At 40.4% G+C, this 18074-nt stretch carries 23 protein-coding genes; 22 read left to right on the plus strand and 1 reads right to left on the minus strand.

The window, feature by feature from the left end; all coding sequences use genetic code 11:
* Window positions 1-4 precede the first annotated feature (4 nt).
* The 22 genes from FTU29_RS05615 to FTU29_RS05720 all read left to right on the plus strand — a co-directional run bounded on the left by FTU29_RS05615 (window position 5) and on the right by FTU29_RS05720 (window position 17482).
* Window positions 5-1261 (plus strand): phage portal protein, encoded by a 1257-nt coding sequence (locus FTU29_RS05615; RefSeq protein WP_257226898.1) that lies wholly within the window; start codon window positions 5-7, stop codon window positions 1259-1261.
* On the plus strand, window positions 1242-1529 hold the full coding sequence (locus tag FTU29_RS05620) for a head-tail connector protein (protein ID WP_180120797.1): 288 nt from the start codon (window positions 1242-1244) through the stop codon (window positions 1527-1529). Before FTU29_RS05615 ends, FTU29_RS05620 begins: the two co-directional genes overlap by 20 nt.
* A 1-nt stretch (window position 1530) precedes the next feature.
* Window positions 1531-1773 (plus strand): hypothetical protein, encoded by a 243-nt coding sequence (locus FTU29_RS05625; protein ID WP_180120799.1) that lies wholly within the window; start codon window positions 1531-1533, stop codon window positions 1771-1773.
* Between the two features lie 240 nt (window positions 1774-2013).
* The gene (locus FTU29_RS05630; protein ID WP_180120801.1) at window positions 2014-2208 is read left to right on the plus strand and encodes a hypothetical protein; all 195 of its coding nucleotides are present in this window, start codon (window positions 2014-2016) and stop codon (window positions 2206-2208) included.
* A 3-nt stretch (window positions 2209-2211) separates the two neighbouring features.
* Window positions 2212-2559, plus strand: coding sequence for a phage head closure protein (locus FTU29_RS05635; RefSeq protein WP_218954867.1), 348 nt, complete (start codon window positions 2212-2214; stop codon window positions 2557-2559).
* Between the two features lies 1 nt (window position 2560).
* Complete coding sequence (locus tag FTU29_RS05640; RefSeq protein ID WP_180120803.1) at window positions 2561-3022, plus strand: HK97-gp10 family putative phage morphogenesis protein; 462 nt, start codon at window positions 2561-2563, stop codon at window positions 3020-3022.
* Window positions 3019-3375: a DUF3168 domain-containing protein gene (locus FTU29_RS05645; RefSeq protein WP_180120804.1), complete on the plus strand. Its 357-nt coding sequence runs from the start codon at window positions 3019-3021 to the stop codon at window positions 3373-3375. The genes FTU29_RS05640 and FTU29_RS05645 overlap by 4 nt, the downstream gene beginning before the upstream one ends.
* 74 nt (window positions 3376-3449) lie before the next feature.
* The gene (locus tag FTU29_RS05650; RefSeq protein ID WP_180120806.1) at window positions 3450-3935 is read left to right on the plus strand and encodes a phage tail tube protein; all 486 of its coding nucleotides are present in this window, start codon (window positions 3450-3452) and stop codon (window positions 3933-3935) included.
* A complete protein-coding gene (locus FTU29_RS05655) occupies window positions 3935-4372 on the plus strand; it encodes a hypothetical protein (RefSeq protein ID WP_180120808.1) in 438 nt (145 codons plus the stop codon). Before FTU29_RS05650 ends, FTU29_RS05655 begins: the two co-directional genes overlap by 1 nt.
* A 50-nt stretch (window positions 4373-4422) precedes the next feature.
* Window positions 4423-4599 (plus strand): hypothetical protein, encoded by a 177-nt coding sequence (locus FTU29_RS05660; RefSeq protein ID WP_218954868.1) that lies wholly within the window; start codon window positions 4423-4425, stop codon window positions 4597-4599.
* Window positions 4600-4747: 148 nt separating this feature from the next.
* Entirely contained in the window at window positions 4748-5326 is a 579-nt protein-coding gene (locus FTU29_RS05665; RefSeq protein ID WP_180120810.1) for a hypothetical protein, read from the plus strand.
* Complete coding sequence (locus tag FTU29_RS05670; RefSeq protein WP_180120812.1) at window positions 5327-5746, plus strand: hypothetical protein; 420 nt, start codon at window positions 5327-5329, stop codon at window positions 5744-5746.
* A gap of 83 nt (window positions 5747-5829) precedes the next feature.
* A complete protein-coding gene (locus FTU29_RS05675) occupies window positions 5830-9693 on the plus strand; it encodes a tape measure protein (protein WP_180120813.1) in 3864 nt (1287 codons plus the stop codon).
* A 230-nt stretch (window positions 9694-9923) separates the two neighbouring features.
* Window positions 9924-11135, plus strand: a complete 1212-nt coding sequence (locus FTU29_RS05680) for a hypothetical protein (protein ID WP_180120815.1) — start codon at window positions 9924-9926, stop codon at window positions 11133-11135.
* Window positions 11132-12049, plus strand: coding sequence for a phage BR0599 family protein (locus FTU29_RS05685; protein ID WP_180120817.1), 918 nt, complete (start codon window positions 11132-11134; stop codon window positions 12047-12049). Before FTU29_RS05680 ends, FTU29_RS05685 begins: the two co-directional genes overlap by 4 nt.
* An 8-nt stretch (window positions 12050-12057) precedes the next feature.
* Window positions 12058-12294 carry a hypothetical protein gene (locus tag FTU29_RS05690; RefSeq protein WP_218954869.1) on the plus strand — a complete coding sequence of 79 codons (237 nt, stop codon included), beginning with the start codon at window positions 12058-12060 and terminating at the stop codon, window positions 12292-12294.
* Complete coding sequence (locus tag FTU29_RS05695) at window positions 12291-12482, plus strand: hypothetical protein (RefSeq protein ID WP_180120819.1); 192 nt, start codon at window positions 12291-12293, stop codon at window positions 12480-12482. Before FTU29_RS05690 ends, FTU29_RS05695 begins: the two co-directional genes overlap by 4 nt.
* Entirely contained in the window at window positions 12466-15387 is a 2922-nt protein-coding gene (locus tag FTU29_RS05700; protein ID WP_180120821.1) for a phage tail protein, read from the plus strand. The genes FTU29_RS05695 and FTU29_RS05700 overlap by 17 nt, the downstream gene beginning before the upstream one ends.
* Before the next feature lie 6 nt (window positions 15388-15393).
* The gene (locus FTU29_RS05705; protein WP_180120823.1) at window positions 15394-16188 is read left to right on the plus strand and encodes a leucine-rich repeat domain-containing protein; all 795 of its coding nucleotides are present in this window, start codon (window positions 15394-15396) and stop codon (window positions 16186-16188) included.
* A 43-nt stretch (window positions 16189-16231) separates the two neighbouring features.
* Window positions 16232-16489: a holin gene (locus FTU29_RS05710; RefSeq protein WP_180120825.1), complete on the plus strand. Its 258-nt coding sequence runs from the start codon at window positions 16232-16234 to the stop codon at window positions 16487-16489.
* Window positions 16473-16979 carry a lysozyme gene (locus FTU29_RS05715; RefSeq protein ID WP_180120827.1) on the plus strand — a complete coding sequence of 169 codons (507 nt, stop codon included), beginning with the start codon at window positions 16473-16475 and terminating at the stop codon, window positions 16977-16979. Before FTU29_RS05710 ends, FTU29_RS05715 begins: the two co-directional genes overlap by 17 nt.
* Window positions 16976-17482, plus strand: coding sequence for a hypothetical protein (locus FTU29_RS05720; RefSeq protein ID WP_180120829.1), 507 nt, complete (start codon window positions 16976-16978; stop codon window positions 17480-17482). Before FTU29_RS05715 ends, FTU29_RS05720 begins: the two co-directional genes overlap by 4 nt.
* A gap of 30 nt (window positions 17483-17512) precedes the next feature.
* Here FTU29_RS05720 and FTU29_RS05725 read toward each other — a convergent pair whose 3' ends face one another.
* A complete protein-coding gene (locus tag FTU29_RS05725) occupies window positions 17513-17737 on the minus strand; it encodes a hypothetical protein (RefSeq protein ID WP_180120830.1) in 225 nt (74 codons plus the stop codon).
* Window positions 17738-18074 lie beyond the last annotated feature (337 nt).

An 18074-nucleotide genomic window follows, 5' to 3' on the forward strand; every position in this document is an offset into this window, starting at 1 on the left:
CAATATGTTTCGCAAAAAATCCTTATCACCGGTAAATGGCGGTGGCGGATGGCGAATACTGGAACCATTTATGGGTGCTTGGCAGCGAAATATAGAGCTAAATCGTGAAGACCAGCTTTCATTTCATGCTGTATTCGCCTGTATTTCTATCATTTCAAAAGATATTGGCAAGCTGCCATTGGAGCTTCGCAAAAAAGAAAATGGCGTATGGGTCAAAACCAAGGACAAGAATCTGCCATTTTTTGAAAAACCAAATCATTTTCAAACCATGCAGCAGTTTCTTGAGTATTACATCATTTCCAAAGAAACCCGCGGCAATACTTATGTGCTCAAGCTGCGAAATTTTAAAGGTGATGTAGAGCAGCTCATTGTATTAAATCCTGACAATGTGACGCCTTTGGTCAGTGATGAGGGTGATGTTTTCTACCGGATTGGCATTGATAAGTTGGCCAAACAAACAGAATCAATCATCTTACCTGCTTCTGAAATCATTCATGACCGTTGGAACTGCTTGTACCATCCGCTGGTTGGGATTAGCCCTTTGGTCGCTTGTGGTTTATCAGCTTCGCAAGGGACGGCTATTCAAAAATATGGTGCCAAATTCTTTGGTAATAACGGTCGACCAAGTGGCATTTTGACAATGCCAGGAAAAATTGAAGAAGAAGATGCAAAGCGCATCAAAGAAGGCTGGGAACAAAATTATTCAGGTGAAAACATTGGCAAAACTGCAGTACTTGGCGGTGATGTTAAATACATTGCGATGTCTATGCCCGCTGCAGATGCGCAAATGATCGAGCAGCATAAATGGTCTGCTGAAATTTGTTGTTCTGTCTTTAATGTCCCGCCTTGGAAAATTGGCATTGGCAGTATTCCACAAGGGCAAAAAGTTGAAGACATGGAACGAATCTATCTGAATAGTTGTCTGCAAAGTCCAATTGAAGCGATTGAAAACTGCTTTGATGCTGCTTTTGACTTAAAAGCTAAAGGCTATGAAGTATTTCTTGATCTTTCAACTTTGCTTCGCATGGACAGTATGTCGCAAATGAACTTTTATTCGCTTGGCGTGCAGCGCGGTATTTTTGCACCAAACGAAGCGCGGGCAGTATTCAATTACGAACCTAAAACTGGCGGTGATACGCCATACATGCAGCAGCAAAACTATTCACTTGAAGCAATTTCAAAACGTGATTCGAAAGATGATCCGTTTGCTTCAGGTTCTGGCAAATCAAATGGAGAAGGTGATGGCACTAACAGTGAATGACGTGGCTCGTCATCTTCGCTATGACGATGACGATATTGTGGCTTTAGACCTGCAGTCCATTATGGACAGTGCAGAGCAAGCTGTAAAAGATCATGTGCTGACGAAATATGATGCTGAAAATAAGATTCAGCAGCGGGCAGTTTTGATGATGTGCGGATATTTCGATGAGCATCGCGGTGTGAGCAAGGATACCCCATCAAATGATGGATTCTTGCCACAGCCAGTGAAAGATTTGCTGTCTAAATACTATGTGCCTTTGGTGGTGTGAAATGGAAATTAAAACAAGGCAGCATCATTTTAAAAAGCATCAGGGTAAATTAGATGCGAATTTAATTCATAAAATTTTGGCAAATCATTTAGCTAAACAGGTTGGTTTAGATGTCGGTGATGCTGACGTATCTTATAGCGTGCACATTTCAGTTTCAGAATTGACTGGACTCTCGGAAGCACGTGTTGAAGTGACCCAAACACTCATTGATGCGGAAAAAGTTGAGTTTGATGAAGATGGATGATTTTTTAAATTTCGTAAAACAAACACCGCAATACACAAATCTTGTTTTTATTCATGGCGAGCGCCTTTTTATACGCCGAAACGGTGTATTTGAGGTGCCAGCCATTGAATTGACTTGGCTTGCTTGGAATAAATAATATGACTTGTTCAGGATGTGAGGCACGACGTGAGTGGATTGGAAAACACACCCAGCGCGCAAAGCTGCGAATGCAAAAACTGCTGCAGCAGCTTGGTGCATCAAATGTTGGAAACAATAAACAACCAAAGTCAGCAGATCACAGCATTGATCAACAGTCACACAGCACTGATCAATAGTCACGCTGAGCAAAACAAAGTTTTGGTGCAAATTGTTGATCAAAATAACGATCTGATTGCTGAGCTTATACAAGATGATGAGGATAATGAATCTTCATCATCCGGATATTTGGATGGCTAGATTATGAATTTAGCAAGTGAATTACGCCATCGTGTGATGATTCAACAAAAAGGGCTTGATCGTGATGCAGATGGCTATCCGATCCCTGTGGTTTGGACTGAATACAAAAAACTCTGGGCTAAAGTGACGCATCTGTCCGGCAAGGATTTGATTGCGGCACAGGCGAATCAATCCAAAGTCGTTGCCCGCTTAAAACTGCGTTATCGTAAAGATATTAATACGACTATGCGCGTTGTTTATAAGGACCAAATTTACGCAATTGATAGCCAAGCCTTAGAAGACAACAATAGCGGCAACGAATACATGACTTTTTTACTTTCTCAGGGTACAGAGCATGCCCAAGGCGGGTGATATGTCAGTTGAATTTAAAATAAAAGGATTGGATGAGGTTAAGTTTAAATTAGATCGATTGGCCAATCCTAAAAAAGCAAAATCTATTGCACGTAAAGCAGCCCGTAAAGCAATGAATATTGTAAGAGATGCGGCTCGTACAAATGCAAAGTCAATTGATGACCCTGAAACTGTCGCAATGATTCATAAAAATATTGCAGTTCAGGCAGGGAAAACTCAAAGTGCTAACGATATTAAAATGCGCGTTGGTATTAGAGGAGGCGCAAGTCAAAACCAGCATTCGATCAGCACAGCTGGGTTGAGCGGTGGAGATACTCGGCACTGGCGTTATATAGAGTTTGGAACTAAATATCAGCCTGCCATTCCTTTTATGCGAATTGCATTTTTTAATAATTTTAATGCCGTGACAACCAAATTTGCTGAAGTGTTTAATGCAGAGCTGGATAAGGAGTTAGCATCATGACGGTTGAAATTTCACGAGCGCTTAAGGCGGATGATATTTTGGGGCCATTACTGGGTGTGCGTATTTTTCCGAATACTGCAGACTTGGATACACCTGTTCCATATATAGTTTTTCAGGGAATCGGTTCCGATCCTGAACATGCTATAGATTGTGGTGCAGTGAATGATAATAACCAGTATCAATTTTCGGTTTGGCATGACAATATTCAAGAAGCTGAAAGAATTCGTTCACGTGCAGTAAAAGTGTTAGAAAAGATTGGTTTTTTCTATCAAGGAAAGCATCCAGATAATGAAGATTTTGAAACAAAACTATTTGGCCGCGGCTGGGATATGAGTTACTGGTCGGGCGTATGAGTCATTAATTAATTTGTTTTATATACCACCGAAAGGTGGTTTTTTTATGCCAAAAATTTGAGGAGTAGCTACTCATGGCAGCACAAAAGAAAGGTGTTTTATCTAATGGTACAGCAGTGTGGATCGTCCATGGCACTGTACCGACATTAACCAAAATGGGTTGTATTAAAGCTTTGGTACTTGGTGATGATAGCGCATCAGAAGTTGACACGACTTGCTTGGAAGAAATCAGTACAAAAACTTCTGAGTATGGTTTGGTGACACCGGGTGAAGGTTCTATTCAAATTGATACCGACCCGAAAAATGGTTCACATATGAAATTGCTTGAATTGGCGGCAGCTAAGGAAAAAGTAGAAGTATATGTGGGCTGGTCGGATGGTATTGCAGAGCCAACTTTGACTGGCAGTGATATTGAGCTTCCTGAAACACGAACTTGGTCAAGTTTTGAAGCAATCTTGCGAAAAGGCTCACCAGTGTTTGCTGTAGATGCAATGGTGAATCACACGATTCCAATGAAGCGCCAAACTGAAGTGATTGATCAATTTAAGGTGTCGCCATAATGGAAAAATTAAGTTCAACTGATCTATTAGGTCTTTCGGATAAAATTTCTACGGAGTTAGTGCCTAAAGAGATTGTCTTTACCATTGATGGTAAAGACTACACAGCTGATATCGCTGTAAAACTTTTAAGCTTTGATGAAGTGGTAGATTTGACTCGCGGGAAAGATCTAACAGATATGCTCATGGCAGATCTGCATAAGCTTCGTGTGCAAAAAACGATTTATAATGCAGATACAAATGAACCGTGTTTTCCAACACTTGAAAGTGTAGGTAAGCCTGTTCCAGCCATTATTGATGCGATGTATAAAGCATCTGAAGCGGTCAATGATTTTACGGGAAAGCAGCAGATCAAGCACTTGAAGAAAATGAATTCTGGTGCGAACTCGTCAGCTGCGGAATCGGTGGAAACACGATCAGAGACGCAAAGCGAAACTTAGATAATGCTGAGCTTCAAATATGGAGAGCCTTTCGTAAAAAAAGAGGCTCTTTGTTTTTTGGTCGCAGAATAGAGCAAGGCTTTGGTAACTGGATGGCACACTACACGATGTTTAAAGTGAAAGATCCTGAAAGTGTTTCTGCTTTGGCCTATATGCCGCATGAAGATGTACCAGAAACGTCTTTTGAAGAAGAACGTATGAAAGCGATTAGAAAGAAATCCGCTTAAGTAGGTTTTGATTATCAAGATAATTTTTTTGCACCTTAGTTCAATCTATTGCCAATTTTAGGAAGATTGAATTGGCGCGGTGTATAGTAGATAAATTAAGCAATACATAATATCCTCATTGAACTTTTGGGTTTAATGGGGATTTTTTATGATGTGGGTTTTAATTATCTTAGTGGCCGTTGCTCTGGTGGGGTATTTAGTAACACAAGAATTGAAAAAAAGTGGTGACTTTGAAAAATATGTGCCTGCGCCGAAAACTCCTGGTACAACTAAGGGACGATTACCAAGTCCTACTTATGAAACTAAGCCAGTACAGAAAAGCCAAAAGTACAAACTGGTCTATGACGGTGTTTATGACTTTGAATCATACCCATTTGAAATAGTGGGCGAGGCATCATATCAATCTAATATTGAACGGTTTGCTGTTAAGCGAGATGGTAAAGGCAGTTTTACTGAAGTGCAGGCGAGAATTATTAGAGATCTTAATAATAGTTATGATAAAAATGCCACCAAAGTAGATATTAATGGCTTAACTGTTGGATATTTTGCTCGAAATAATGCTGAAAGTTGGGTTAAGCTTTTGGGGCGATTAAATATGTCCGATAACTCTGAAGTATTTGTTAATGCTGTAATTGTTGGCGGTGGCAGTGAAGATTATAAATTTGGTGTTAGATTAGATATGCCATCAAGAGTGGCAAATTCGGCAAAATATATAAAGTTGGTTTAAATGAAAAAAATATTTATATTTTGTTTGATTTTATTAAGTCAGACAGTATGGTCGAAACCTAGATTTTTAGTTGATCTAGGGAGAAATGATCAGATTACTACTGTAAATGGTATCATTAATTTGGGGCAAAATAATGATCCAGCTTGTTCTGGATCTATATTCATTGATGAGATTTTGTCTTTCAAATATATTCCGCTAGACGGGGCAATAAAGATTGAAACAAAAAAATCTCATTCACCTGATGGGCTTTTCTTGAACAAACAAGACTTAGTAAAATTTGATTTTGATGAGAGTAACTACTTATCAATGTTTTTAAAGACCAAAGAAAAAGTTATTTTTTTGGGAGAGGTGTGTGGTTCGGGAGGGTATTTTAATATCAATGGCATGATAAAAATCAGCGAGATAACAAAGTTACATTAATTGTTAAGCTTTCTAGCTATTGTATTAATTAAATTTAGACTCTAACTGCCGTAAGGCAGTTTTTTTATGCCTGAGGAAAAGTTATGGCGACTAAGCTTGGAACATTAACTCTGGATTTAATTGCCAAAACGGCTGGCTTTACTGAGCCAATGAAAAAGGCGGGTGATACCGCAGAGCGCGAATCTAAACGTATTGAAAACAGCGCGGGTTCTGCGATTGAAATGATCAAAGGTTTAGGGGTTACAGCACTAGCAGGCTTTACTGTTGGTTCAGTGATCAGCATGGCAGATGAATATACCCAGATGGCAGCGCAGATCCGCAATGCAACCAGTAGTCAGCAAGAATATAACAAAGTCCAGCAACATCTTTTGGAAACTGCAAATACCACATACCGTCCTTTAAAAGAGGCGCAGCAGGTTTATTTAGATATTGGCGGCGCTTTAAAAGCCTATGGTGAAACGACAGATCGCTCTTTACGTATTACAGACAGCTTGTCATTTTCATTTACGCATAACGCAACAGCTGCCGATAAAGCAGCAAGCGCAACTGATGCTTATATGAAAAGTATCTATAGCGGCAAAGTTTCTGGTGATGCTTGGATTTCAATTTTGTCTGCAATCCCAAGTATTGTTACTGATTTATCAAAAAGCTTAAATAAATCTGAAGCTGATATTTTGTCTATGGGTAATGCAGGGAAATTAAGCACAAAAGATTTAAATAATGCTCTTGATGCAAGTCGTGAAAAAAGTGAAGCATTGGCCAATAACATGAGTAATTCATTACGAGATGGGTTAAACAATGCACATAATGGGTTTACTGTACTTGCAGGTAAAATCAATGAAACTTATGGCGTAACGAATGCCATGGCTGGTTCACTAGGAGTGGTTGGTGAAGCGGCAAAATTGGCGGCAAATAATTTAGATGCGCTAGGCAATGTAACCATGGTTGCAGGTGCTTATTTGGCAGGTTCTTATCTTCCATTTATTTATAAGCAGGCTTTAGCGATAAAAGGTAAGACGTTGGCGGTTATTGAAAATATTAGAGCTGAACAACTAGCTAATGAAATTACTGCACAAAGGACTGCTCGCGTTGCACATTTAACACTTGCGGAGCTTAAGAATGCTGAGGCGCAGTACGCGCGGATGAGTGGTATGGCGCGCTTAGCATATTTTGAAAAAACAATTTTACCTTTGCGTGCTGCAAATACTGCGGCTTTGGAGGCGGATACTGTTGCACAAAATGCAAATAATGCATCCAAATCGCTTGCTGTGAGGGCTGGATCATCTCTAAAGGGTATTTTGGGCGGGCCAGTTGGATTAGGGCTTACCGTTGCTACAGTAGCAGCAGGTTATCTTTTAATGAAAGATAATGCGGATAAAGCAACAGCTTCAATTGATACTCAAGGAAAATCTGTTGGCGAGCTGGTAGTCAAGTATCGAGAGCTCAATACACTGCAGAGAGATAATGAAGCAAAAGCTTTAGCAGATCAAATTGAAGAATTAGGTCTTAAATATCGAGTAGCATCATCAGACTTATATTCATTTATGCAAGCGTTACCAGTTTCTGATGAGAAGATTGCCACTTTTAGTAAATTAAATAGTGCACTGTCGCAAGGCCGTATAACCAGTGATGAATATTACAAAGCTGTTAAGAATGTCAATATTTTAACTGATGATCAGCTAAGTAAGGTTCGTAAGTTGTTGGGTGGCTATGTTGATGCTAAAAGTAAATTTAAAGATGCTGAATCTGCGCAAAATGCGTTTAAAACTGCATTAAATGGTGTCACTGGCGAAGTTAAGAAGCAGGCAAGTGAAGTTGCGGTTTTATCAGAAGAGCTTAAAAAACTTTTAGAAGACAATAGCGTGGTTGCCTACAAGAATAATCTTGTTGGGAGCATTGTTTCAAACGCAAAAGTCGATCCTAAATTGGCAGAATACATATACGAAATGCGTAAAGCGGCTGGTATTTTGGGAACAGGTAAAAGCTTAACTGAGGATCAACTCAAATCGGTTCGTGAACGCTGGCAGTCCGAAAAAAATCTAAACAAAACCATTGATGAGCGTAATAAGCTTGAGGAGAAAAACAAAAAGCTGGTTGAGGCCCAAGGTAATGCAATGAAAGTCAATGCTTTAGTTGCATCTAACGCGGCTAAATATAACTTCAAAGGCATTGAAGCAAAAAATGGCTTGCCGTCTGGATTGCTTTCCGCTGTTCATATGCAAGAGTCGCGCGGGAATTCGAATGCTTATAACAAAAGCACAGGCGCTTCTGGTGGCTTTCAATTTTTATCTGCAACTGCAAAACAGTATGGAGTAAGCGACCGTTTCAATTTAGCTCAATCGGCTGAAGGTGCTGGTAAATATTTAAAGCATTTGCTCAGTCTGTTTAATGGAGATATTGAAAAGGCAATTAGTGCATATCATGCGGGTGAAGGTAATGTTCAACGCGGTACAAATATTGGACCAATTAACAGACAGTATGTAAAAAATGTTAAAGGCTATATGGGGGGTGCCAGCGGTGTTTCATTCACAGAAGATTATTCATTTGATGATTGGGTGAAAGAGCAGGAAAAGATTATTGTTGAACGTGAGCGAATTGCTGAAAAACAGAAGCAGTTAAATGCTGATGTTGCGGATGACGCTACTAGAATTAGACAGCAGTTAGCCGATAAATTTGAGGAAATAGATCAAGCTGGTTTTAGTGATGCAAAAGCAAGCGAACTTAAAGCTCAATATCAAAAGCGTGCAGATATTGAAATTCAGATTGCATCAGCTGCGCAGGCTGATAAATTGGCTACATATTCTGATTATATGAAATCCGAAGAGCAGTTAGTTAATGAAAGCTATGCGCGCCGCCAGCGGGATTTGAAACTTGATATTCAGTTAACGGCTGATCAATATGCTGAAGCATCACTTCATTTAGAAAAACAACGAGCTGCTGAAATTGAAAAAATTAGGATTGCTCAATCTAAGCAGCTGCTCGAAGCAAAACGCCACTGGATATCTGCTGCTGACTACGCCAAAGAATATTACGCATTAGTACGAGAAGAAATTCTTAATACTGCTGAATATTCACCTGAAATGAAGCAAAGTCTTGTTAAAGAGGCGAACTTTAATCAAGGTTTAGAATCAAACGCTGAGCGTGAACAGGTATGGGGAGACTACAAGTCCATGATGGGCTTGGATAAATCGCCATACCAAGAAGATATGGATCTTTTAGCAGAAGCACGTAAACACATGCTACTGACAGAAGAGGAGTATCAACAACAGCGTTTGGCTATGCAGATGTCATACGGTGCCCAGTACGGTGCAGATTTTGCAGGCATGATGATGGGGTTGGTTGATTCATGTAGTTCTGCTTACGCGGTTTTGGGTGGGATTCAAAAAGGTGCTGCGCTGTTTTCTACAGCGTTAAATAGTTATCAAGCTATTTCGGCAGCTTGGGCGTCAGCACCGTTTCCATACAATATGCCTGCGATTACAATGGCAACTATAGAAACTGGTTTGCTTCAGGCTGCGGTTTCAGCGTTGAGTCCGGTTGGTTATGCGACTGGTGGCCATATCACTGGGAAGGGTACTGGTACGAGTGATGAAATCCCAATTATGGCTTCAAACGGTGAGTTCATGATGCGAACCGCAGCCGTAAATATGCTTGGTCTTGATACGTTGAACTTTATGAATCAAACCGGCAGATTGCCAAATGCTTATGCAGATGGTGGATCAATCGCACTTGATGCGCCTAAATTGTTGAACCCTCAACAAAATAAGGATTTGACTAACTATCTTTCCCAAGCCCAAAACTCAAGTGGTCAATCCCAAGTAAACCTAAACCCGAACTTCGTTATTGTAGATGAGCGTGAAAGTCTGAGTGATTATTTATTCAGTCCTGACGGCACAAAAGCATTTGTGAAGTTCTTTAAACGAAACCGTTCAGCCTTGGGTGTTTAACTCAGTGCTATTTGTTATAATGTTTTTGGCATGGCGTAGCTCACCGGTAGAGCCCCACACCATCTAATTGATGCAACTTAGTAAAACGCAATGCAAGTGATCATAGCAAAGTGTTGAAGAGTTGTTGACTGATGGGAGGTTGATGCAAGGTTCGAGTCCTTGCCCCATGTCATTATATTTAAGACCGCTCAATAGGGCGGTTTTTTTATTGCCAAAATTTTGAGGACAAAATGAAAATACAAACCAAATATGGCGAAGTACACGTATTAACAAATTGCCCTCTGCTTGATTCTACTGAACGTCTTGAGTTTAAGACCGAGGTGCATGAATCGTTTGATGGTAGTGAAATTCGATACATTCAGCGTGATGCACCACGTCAAGTCTTGAGCTTCAACTATGTGAATATGCGTAAAGCCATGGGTGATATGTTCCATATGTTCTATGCAAATTTGCGTAAACAGTGGGGTATTCCGTTACCACAGTTTCGACAGATTATCCCAAATCTTGAAGATAGCGACTTCATTATCATGGACACGACAGCACACCAAGCCGACCTTAGAGTCGGTTTTATTTTGCTTGAAAGTTCTGAGGGCGCTCAAGTTGCTGAGATTGTAAGCATAGGTCGCTACATCATTGTGCAAGAAGAAATTCGAGATCCTGAAACGCAAGAAATCATTCAAGAATTAATTACTGAGTATCAGGATGGCTTCCGACTTGCAGCTAATGTGACAGCAACCAATGCAGCAATCATGCCGCTGCGGATCTGCATTATTGATGGCGATGCTTCAATTAATACTGGCGGATTTTGGTCTAGCTCAAGTGTGGCTTTTCGTGTGATTGCAGAGGATTCACCTGAATTTGAAGCTGATGTGCCTGAGCAATTCCTTGGTGATGATATTTACTTCAAGCCTTTGCTACTTGATGGTAATTCTTTAGAAATGACACTGACGCAGCATCAAAACATTGTCGATGGTGATGTTGGTGGCTTTCAGGATTTTACGCATTGGGCCAAGCCACGATATTTAAAACCATTTAAGTCGTTACTACGTGACTGGAACCAATACACAGAGTATCGCAAGTTTTTGTTTCGTCGAATGGGGCGTTTTCAGGCATTTTGGATGCCGCTATATGAGAAGCATTTGAATATTCTCAATACTGGCAACATTACAACTTCACTCAGTACAAACACAAAGTATTTGCTTGAGGCGGATCGAAAACACATTGCTGTGAAACGCAAAGATGGTACTTGGACAGCGCACACGATTACTGCAAAAACAGGCGGTTCACTCACTGTATCGCCAGCAATCAATGCCCACCGTAACGACATCAAAACCATTTGCTATTTAGGTCTGCATCGGCTTGATGCTGACCAGATTGAATTTCAATTTTTAGGGGCACATAAAACGCAAGTCACTGTGCCAATCGTGGAGCTTTCATCATGAAAACGAGAGCGGAACTTTATCAATTTAAGCACGGTACACGTATTTGGTATTTCACTAATCAGCGTAAAGCGATAACTCATGCTGACATTGAATATTTGCCAATTCGTGGACTTTCACGCACAGCGATTGAAGACGAAAGCATTGATAAGTGTGATACCGAAGTGACACTTCCGCAAATGAGCTTATTAAATGCTGAAGGTGAGAACCTTGCAGCAGTATTTGCAGGAAAGATCTTTTATGGTGGCGTAACGGTCACAATCCTTGAGCTATATCAAAACGAAACATTGGTGCTGCATAAAGGCCGTGTGACACAACCGAAATTTGATGAAGATGCCGATACATTGACGTTGGTGTGTGAAACCGGTGAATCGTATTTAAACCGCAATATTTTGACGCGCAAATTTCAGTCTTCGTGTCCAAACTCAATTTACGACCGTTGGTGTGGTTTGGATTTTGAGAAGTTGTCATTTGAAGTAGTGGTCACAACGGTATCGGGCTTAGCTGTTAGTTTTACTGTGGTTCCAACACAGGTGCTCGATGAGCAGGGTAATCCGGTCTTTGAACAAATCCCTGTTTTAGATGAACTAGGTCAGCCTGTTTTAGATGGTCAAGGCAATCCGACTTATGAAGATGGTGCACCAGTCATGGAAACCAAGTCATACCCAGCAGCATGGCTGAATTTAGGTCTGTTAATGAAAGATGGTGTTTACACCACAATCGCGTCGGGCGGTGGAAATTCATTAAGCCTTTATCGCCAGCATGTGGGTTTAAAGGTTGGTGATGTGGTGCGTGTTGCACCGGGCTGTGATCAATCATTAAAAACCTGCCATGAGAAACTTAATAACAGCCTGAATTTTGCAGGGCACCCATTTATTCCAAGTCAAAACCCAATATATACGCAATTAATTAAATAGGTGAAACCATGATCGCAATGATTGTGATGGCTGTGGTTGCATTAGTTGTTGGAGTATACAACTACATGCAGATGCGCAAGATGCAGAAAAAAAACCAACAAAAACCAAATCAGCTTGATGGAACAATTGCAGATGAAGGTACTTCATTTAGTGACATTGCAGGCAGCCCTCACATGTATGGGAACATCACCCATATTTGGGGTCAAAGAACCACTGCAATCAAAAGTAAGGGCGGGAAGAAATGAAAATTTATATCTCGGATTTACGAAAAGCCAAAATGTGTGCTCGCGGATCGCGGGCATTTTTTTTGGCTCGTGGTTGGGATTGGCAGGATTTTCTGAAGAATGGGCGTGATGCTCGAGACTTTATCGATACGAATGATGCAATGGCATTGCAAGTTGTAGGGGTGGCGAAGAATGGGCAGCAGCAGTAAGCAAGTAACAGGGTATCGCTATTTTGCCAATTTTCTTTTATTTATCGGCAATCCAATTGAAAAAGTACTTGGAATAAATTTTGATAAACGGGGGTGGCATACAGGAAAACGCGTGCCAATGGGGACTAATGGGGAGCTTTGCTATCTACATCTACCAAACCTTTACGGTGAAAATGAAGGAGGTGTAAGTGGTGTGCTCAACATTAAGTATGGATCAAAGCGGCAGACAGTTGATTCTGCATACACAAAGTACATGAATTCAATTTCATTACCAGCCTCAGCATATCCTTATCAATCCTACATTTCATTTAGTGGTAGTGAATTAGCAAGTCAATTTAACGACATGACTGATGAAGAGCTTCAAGATCTCGCAGATGAGTATGAGGATGGAATTGTGCCGGGAAAAGGGTTTTACCTCGGCAACTCAGGCTATATGAAAGAAATGCTGCTGTGGGTGAAGCGCACGCGTGTTAGAAATGATGGGCAAGAGCAATGGTATGCAACAACAGCGGAGAGGCCGTGGGTTTGTGAGATTGGCGACTATGGCGATGGGTCTAAATGCGAGTATGTTGATGGATATATATCTTCACCGTTATGGAAATTGAATGGCGACCCGTACAGCCCTTTTTGGATAGCTCAACCGAGTGAGCTAGATGATGTCAGACATCCAAAATCCGGTGTTTTAACACTTGAGTTTTCAATAAGAAGTTCAGAAGAAATTGTATTGAATTTGGATGTTGGTTTATCAACAAAAGGCACTGTGTCGATAAATTCAAATGTTGATGATATTTCATCTGTTTCACCTTATGTAGGAGAGTATTGGTCTAATAAGTATTCATTATCTTTATTTATAAAGCCGAGTTTTGATATACAAAATGTACTAGTATCTTTTAATTACAACTTGGAGCTTACCGAAGAAATACCGTCGGGTGATTTGCATTTTATGTTTTCTCAACCGGATCCTAAATCTGGTTTTTTTTGCAATTCGGATAGCATTGACATTAATCCTATCCATAAAATCCGTGAAATCTTGACAGATGACACAGCAATGAATAAGCCTGAATCTGACGTAAATGATGTGAATTTCATGAAAGCGGCAGATCGAATTTGGGATGAGGGGCTTGGAATTTCTTGGTCAATCACTGAAAAATCATGCTTAGAAGCAATTAATGAGTTGTGCGGGCACATCGAAGCTGGTGTTCGAGTAAACCGTCAAACCGGCTTGTATGAGATGGTTTTGTTTCGTGATGATTGGTTTGAAGAAAGTGAAATTCACACACTTTCAGTTAATAAGATCAAGAGCATATCGCTCGAAGTTGCAAATGCAGATGAAGCGATCAATCAACTCAATGTGAGATATTACAATCGCAATGCAATTAAATACTCATCTTTTTCAATCGCTGAAAATGCATCAATTCGCAACTTGAATGGTCGTGTAAATGCTGAAGATGCAGACTTTCCATATTTCATGAATCAGCGCAATGCTGCAATCGTTGCGCAGTGGAAGCTCAAGCAAATGTCATCTCCAGTGTGGAGAGGCTCTTTTACAACTGCTGAGTACAATGCGCGAAAATGGAATCGTTATGACTTATTGAAATTGGCTTGGCCGCGCAAATGGCAGGGTACAATTACAGTTCGAATCATGAAAATCAATCTTGGCACTGGTACTGATGTGTCAATTGATTTTGTCGAAATTGTTCCGTATTCGAGCAATTTGTCATCAGATATTGTAATTGATACTCCGATTGATATTGCACCACAGCCACCACAAGCTTGTCCGTATGAGCCGTTTGAAATGCCGTATTACTTGGCAGTGATGGCACTTGGTCAGCGGCAAGTTGATGAAGAACTAAGTTATGAGAATAACTTTGGTTTAGCTGCAGTGGTTGCTGAAAAGCCGCAATCGAATTCACTTTATGCTGTGATGATGACGCATAGTGGAATCGAGGGTGAGGAATGGCTTCGTGCTGCGACAATCGACTACGAACCTGCTGCCGATCTCGATCAGATGATCTCAAAAACATCGATGAGTTTTACAGTTAAAGATAGTGCTGCAATCGCGGGGCTTCCAATTGGCACATTAATTAAATGTGGTAGTGATTGGATTGGAACACCGGGTGAGTGGATGGTGTTTGAAGGCGTTGATGCATATACCGGTGTTGTGAGTGTGAAGCGTGGTGCTCTTGATTCACTGCCGCAAGACTGGGGAGTAGGTACAAAACTTTATTTCTGTGGAAATGATGTTGCTTATGATTCAACTGAATATGTTGCTGGTGAAGAAGTTCTTGTGTCAGCGCTCACAACTACGCCATCAGGCATGCTTGAGAATAAAGGTTCAATTGCTATTGAAATGAATGCACGCGCATTCAGGCCTTACCCACCAGCTAATGTGAAATTTAATGGAAATTATTTCCCAGAAACTCATGTAATTTCCAATGATATTTTATTAACTTGGGCGCACAGAAACCGTGTTCAACAAACAGGCGGGGAGATTTTAGGATGGTTTGATAGTAGTGTGACAATGGAAGCTGGTGTGACGTATTCACTTGAATTATCAACTGTTGAGAATGGGGTGATTTATAGCGCAAGCGACATTGATTCGGATAATCACACAATTCAGACATCTGTACTTTTGCAAAATAAAGCACACAAATTAAAGCTTTGGTCTGTGCGCGAAGGCTTTGAATCTTACCAAATCTTTGAACACAACTTCTTTGTTGAATCGGTGAGTTTGGTTCTTACAGCCACAACATCAAAAGATAAAGTTATTGGTTCAACAGTGCCTGTTGCAAATATTTCTGTGAATGTAGATGAATCACTTAAAGCGAATATGAAATTTGATGGCTCGTCAATTTCTGGGAAAGCTGAAGCGGGCGCTACAATTACAATTGAAGTTGAGGAATAAAAGATTATGGCAACTTACACAACTGTTGCGGATGGAAATGGTGATTTTACCGTTTCTTTTCCTGCGAGCTATACAGGCGGAGAAAAAATCACAGTTACATCTGAGAAAGATGAAGCAACAAAATCAATTGAACTATACGCACCAAGTGAGGTTGTTGGTGGTGGTGCAATTCAGTTCTCTGGTGATATGAGCAATTTTCCATTAAATATAGGCAATGTGACATTATCAAGCGAAATTTCTGGCGCTATAGGAAATAATGCTTTTAACGCAGGAAATACCTTATTCGCACAGGCTACCGGACTAACAATTCTTGGTAGTGTTACATCAATCGGTGCAAATGCATTTTCTGGATGGTCTAAATCAAAATTTTTGATTTTACCTGAGTCTATATCAAGCATATCTGGAGGGGCTTTTGGGCAATGGATAGAATCAACTAGCCTTGTATTGCCAAGCGGAATCACATCAATACCCGATCTTTGTTTTTATAACTGGAGAGCATTAGTAGAGATTTTAATACCAGATTTGGTTACATCAATCGGTCAACAAGCATTTAGAAGTTGTATTTCTGCAATAAAATTAACATTGCCAGCGAGCTTAATATTAATTGGCTCGGAAGCATTTAGAGATTTAACTGCATGCAATGAAATTATATGTAAAGCGGTATCACCACCAACAATAACATCGAATACATTTACTGGATTAAAAGCAACATGCGTAATCAAGGTGCCAGCCGCATCCGTTGCAGAATATCAAGCAGCGCCAAACTGGTCGGCTTTTGCATCAAGGATTCAAGCTATTTAATGCACCTCCAGGTGCTTTTTTATTGCCAAAAATAGGGGGCGACATGTCTGAAACGACAGCAGCGGTGGCAGAAACATCAGCTGCAGCTTTGGGATCAAAAGCAACAGTGACCGGTGGAGCGGCAAGCTTTGCCGGTTTTTTTATGGGCATTGATTGGATGGGTTGGGTAGGTATAGGCGTTGCTGTGCTGGGCTTGCTTATTAATGTTTATTTCTCATGGCAACGAAATCAGCGCGAAAAAGAAATTCACGAGCTTACAAAGCGAAAATTAAACGGTGAATGCAATGTCGAACAAGACTAAATATTGGACTTATGGATTAGCAGCTTCGGCTGCTTTTTTTGTGGGTTTAGAAAAGTATGAAGGCTACTCAGCAAAACCATATAAAGACAGTGGTGGAGTCGTAACACAGGGCATTGGATCTACAACCAAACCGGATGGTAAGCCAATCAAAATGACTGATCCACCAATCACGCGCAAGACTGCTCAAGAATGGGCAAAGGCCCACGTGTCTAAAGATGAGATTGCATTTCGAAAGTCGCTTGAAGGTGTGAAACTATCTCAAGTTGAATACGATGTGTACCTCGATTTTTCATATAACTTTGGTGCGGCTAACTGGCGCTCATCATCAATGTTACGCAATTTGAAAGCAGGGCAATATAAGCAAGCTTGCGATTCATTGCTGAAATGGAAATACGTAGCCAAGCGCGATTGCTCGGTTCGGTCAAACAATTGCTATGGCGTTTGGGCTCGACAACTTGAACGTCATAGTAAATGCATGGGGGCACAATGAAAGAATTAATAACAGGATTTATCACCAAGTTTTATGAAGCCGTCATTGTCTTTTTGGCGGCTTTTTTATTAATTGCGCTCATTGGCTTTGGAGTTCAGACATGGCGAGTTTCCAGCTGGCAAGATGACTACGCTCTACTTGACTCAAAATATCAAACTGATCTGGCAAAGGCTGAGGCACTAACCGAAAAAGCGAAAGCAGATGCTATCGCAAAAGAAAAGCAATGGTCTGAAAAGCTACTCAAAGCGGAGATTCAACATCGTGAAGATATCAAACAAATTATTGCTGATAGCAATAGCGCTAAGTCCGCTATTGATCGGTTGTCAAAGCAAATCGATACAGCCTCAAGTCGTATGTCCACAGCTACCCGAGAAACCATCATTGAGTACGCCAGTGCCAGCGGTGTCGTACTCGAAAAATGCGTCAATGAATATCGAACAGTGGCGCAACGAGCTGATGAACACGCAGCTGATGCAAAGCGACTGAGTGATGCATGGCCATAAAAAAAGCCCTCAAGTGAGGGCTTCTCTAAATCACTCATCTAAAATCTCCACACCCTGCCAAAACTCCCCCTTCTTTTTAGCCAAGAAAATATCAGCATCTCTTTTACTCATAAAATACTTGGCTTTCTCGTAATCACTGGTCCAGCACCAACCAGATTGATCTACAACATTCACTTCTGATAATTCCCAGTAATCAAGATCATCTTCTTGAATTTTATAGGAGAGATACTTTTTATTTTTCTTCATGACGATCATAGTTAGCGTCCGGATCTTAAGAAGATGTGAGTATATGATTCTCTAATGTGAATATCATCTGGAAAAAACAAACTATAAATATGAATTATGAATGCCAAGGTATAAATAGATTAAATTTGAAGTGCGACAACTTAGCGTCAGTTTTAAATTAAAATATTGAAATGTAATGTTTTAGCTTGTCCTTGACATAGTAGAGCTGTAGCTTTCCGAAAATTAATGCGTGTTGGTTGTGCACTATGAATTAAGGACTAGAACCCAGAGCATTTTTTATTTTAGTAGTACATTTAGCGGTACAAAATATTATGAATAAAAATAAAATCATATAAAACAATTATAT

Source organism: Acinetobacter sp. YH12086, from assembly GCF_013419345.1.
GTDB classification, from domain to species: domain Bacteria; phylum Pseudomonadota; class Gammaproteobacteria; order Pseudomonadales; family Moraxellaceae; genus Acinetobacter; species Acinetobacter amyesii.

Coding starts and splice junctions, on each gene's coding strand:
- FTU29_RS05620 (WP_180120797.1), top strand. CDS start 1,242: ATGGCACTAACAGTGAATGACGTGGCTCGTCATCTTCGCTATGACGAT.
- FTU29_RS05615 (WP_257226898.1), top strand. CDS start 5: ATGTTTCGCAAAAAATCCTTATCACCGGTAAATGGCGGTGGCGGATGG.
- FTU29_RS05685 (WP_180120817.1), top strand. CDS start 11,132: ATGAAAACGAGAGCGGAACTTTATCAATTTAAGCACGGTACACGTATT.
- FTU29_RS05665 (WP_180120810.1), top strand. CDS start 4,748: ATGATGTGGGTTTTAATTATCTTAGTGGCCGTTGCTCTGGTGGGGTAT.
- FTU29_RS05680 (WP_180120815.1), top strand. CDS start 9,924: ATGAAAATACAAACCAAATATGGCGAAGTACACGTATTAACAAATTGC.
- FTU29_RS05630 (WP_180120801.1), top strand. CDS start 2,014: ATGTTGGAAACAATAAACAACCAAAGTCAGCAGATCACAGCATTGATC.
- FTU29_RS05635 (WP_218954867.1), top strand. CDS start 2,212: ATGAATTTAGCAAGTGAATTACGCCATCGTGTGATGATTCAACAAAAA.
- FTU29_RS05705 (WP_180120823.1), top strand. CDS start 15,394: ATGGCAACTTACACAACTGTTGCGGATGGAAATGGTGATTTTACCGTT.
- FTU29_RS05700 (WP_180120821.1), top strand. CDS start 12,466: ATGGGCAGCAGCAGTAAGCAAGTAACAGGGTATCGCTATTTTGCCAAT.
- FTU29_RS05650 (WP_180120806.1), top strand. CDS start 3,450: ATGGCAGCACAAAAGAAAGGTGTTTTATCTAATGGTACAGCAGTGTGG.
- FTU29_RS05695 (WP_180120819.1), top strand. CDS start 12,291: ATGAAAATTTATATCTCGGATTTACGAAAAGCCAAAATGTGTGCTCGC.
- FTU29_RS05655 (WP_180120808.1), top strand. CDS start 3,935: ATGGAAAAATTAAGTTCAACTGATCTATTAGGTCTTTCGGATAAAATT.
- FTU29_RS05715 (WP_180120827.1), top strand. CDS start 16,473: ATGTCGAACAAGACTAAATATTGGACTTATGGATTAGCAGCTTCGGCT.
- FTU29_RS05645 (WP_180120804.1), top strand. CDS start 3,019: ATGACGGTTGAAATTTCACGAGCGCTTAAGGCGGATGATATTTTGGGG.
- FTU29_RS05670 (WP_180120812.1), top strand. CDS start 5,327: ATGAAAAAAATATTTATATTTTGTTTGATTTTATTAAGTCAGACAGTA.
- FTU29_RS05625 (WP_180120799.1), top strand. CDS start 1,531: ATGGAAATTAAAACAAGGCAGCATCATTTTAAAAAGCATCAGGGTAAA.
- FTU29_RS05690 (WP_218954869.1), top strand. CDS start 12,058: ATGATCGCAATGATTGTGATGGCTGTGGTTGCATTAGTTGTTGGAGTA.
- FTU29_RS05725 (WP_180120830.1), bottom strand. CDS start 17,737: ATGATCGTCATGAAGAAAAATAAAAAGTATCTCTCCTATAAAATTCAA.
- FTU29_RS05710 (WP_180120825.1), top strand. CDS start 16,232: ATGTCTGAAACGACAGCAGCGGTGGCAGAAACATCAGCTGCAGCTTTG.
- FTU29_RS05640 (WP_180120803.1), top strand. CDS start 2,561: ATGTCAGTTGAATTTAAAATAAAAGGATTGGATGAGGTTAAGTTTAAA.
- FTU29_RS05675 (WP_180120813.1), top strand. CDS start 5,830: ATGGCGACTAAGCTTGGAACATTAACTCTGGATTTAATTGCCAAAACG.
- FTU29_RS05720 (WP_180120829.1), top strand. CDS start 16,976: ATGAAAGAATTAATAACAGGATTTATCACCAAGTTTTATGAAGCCGTC.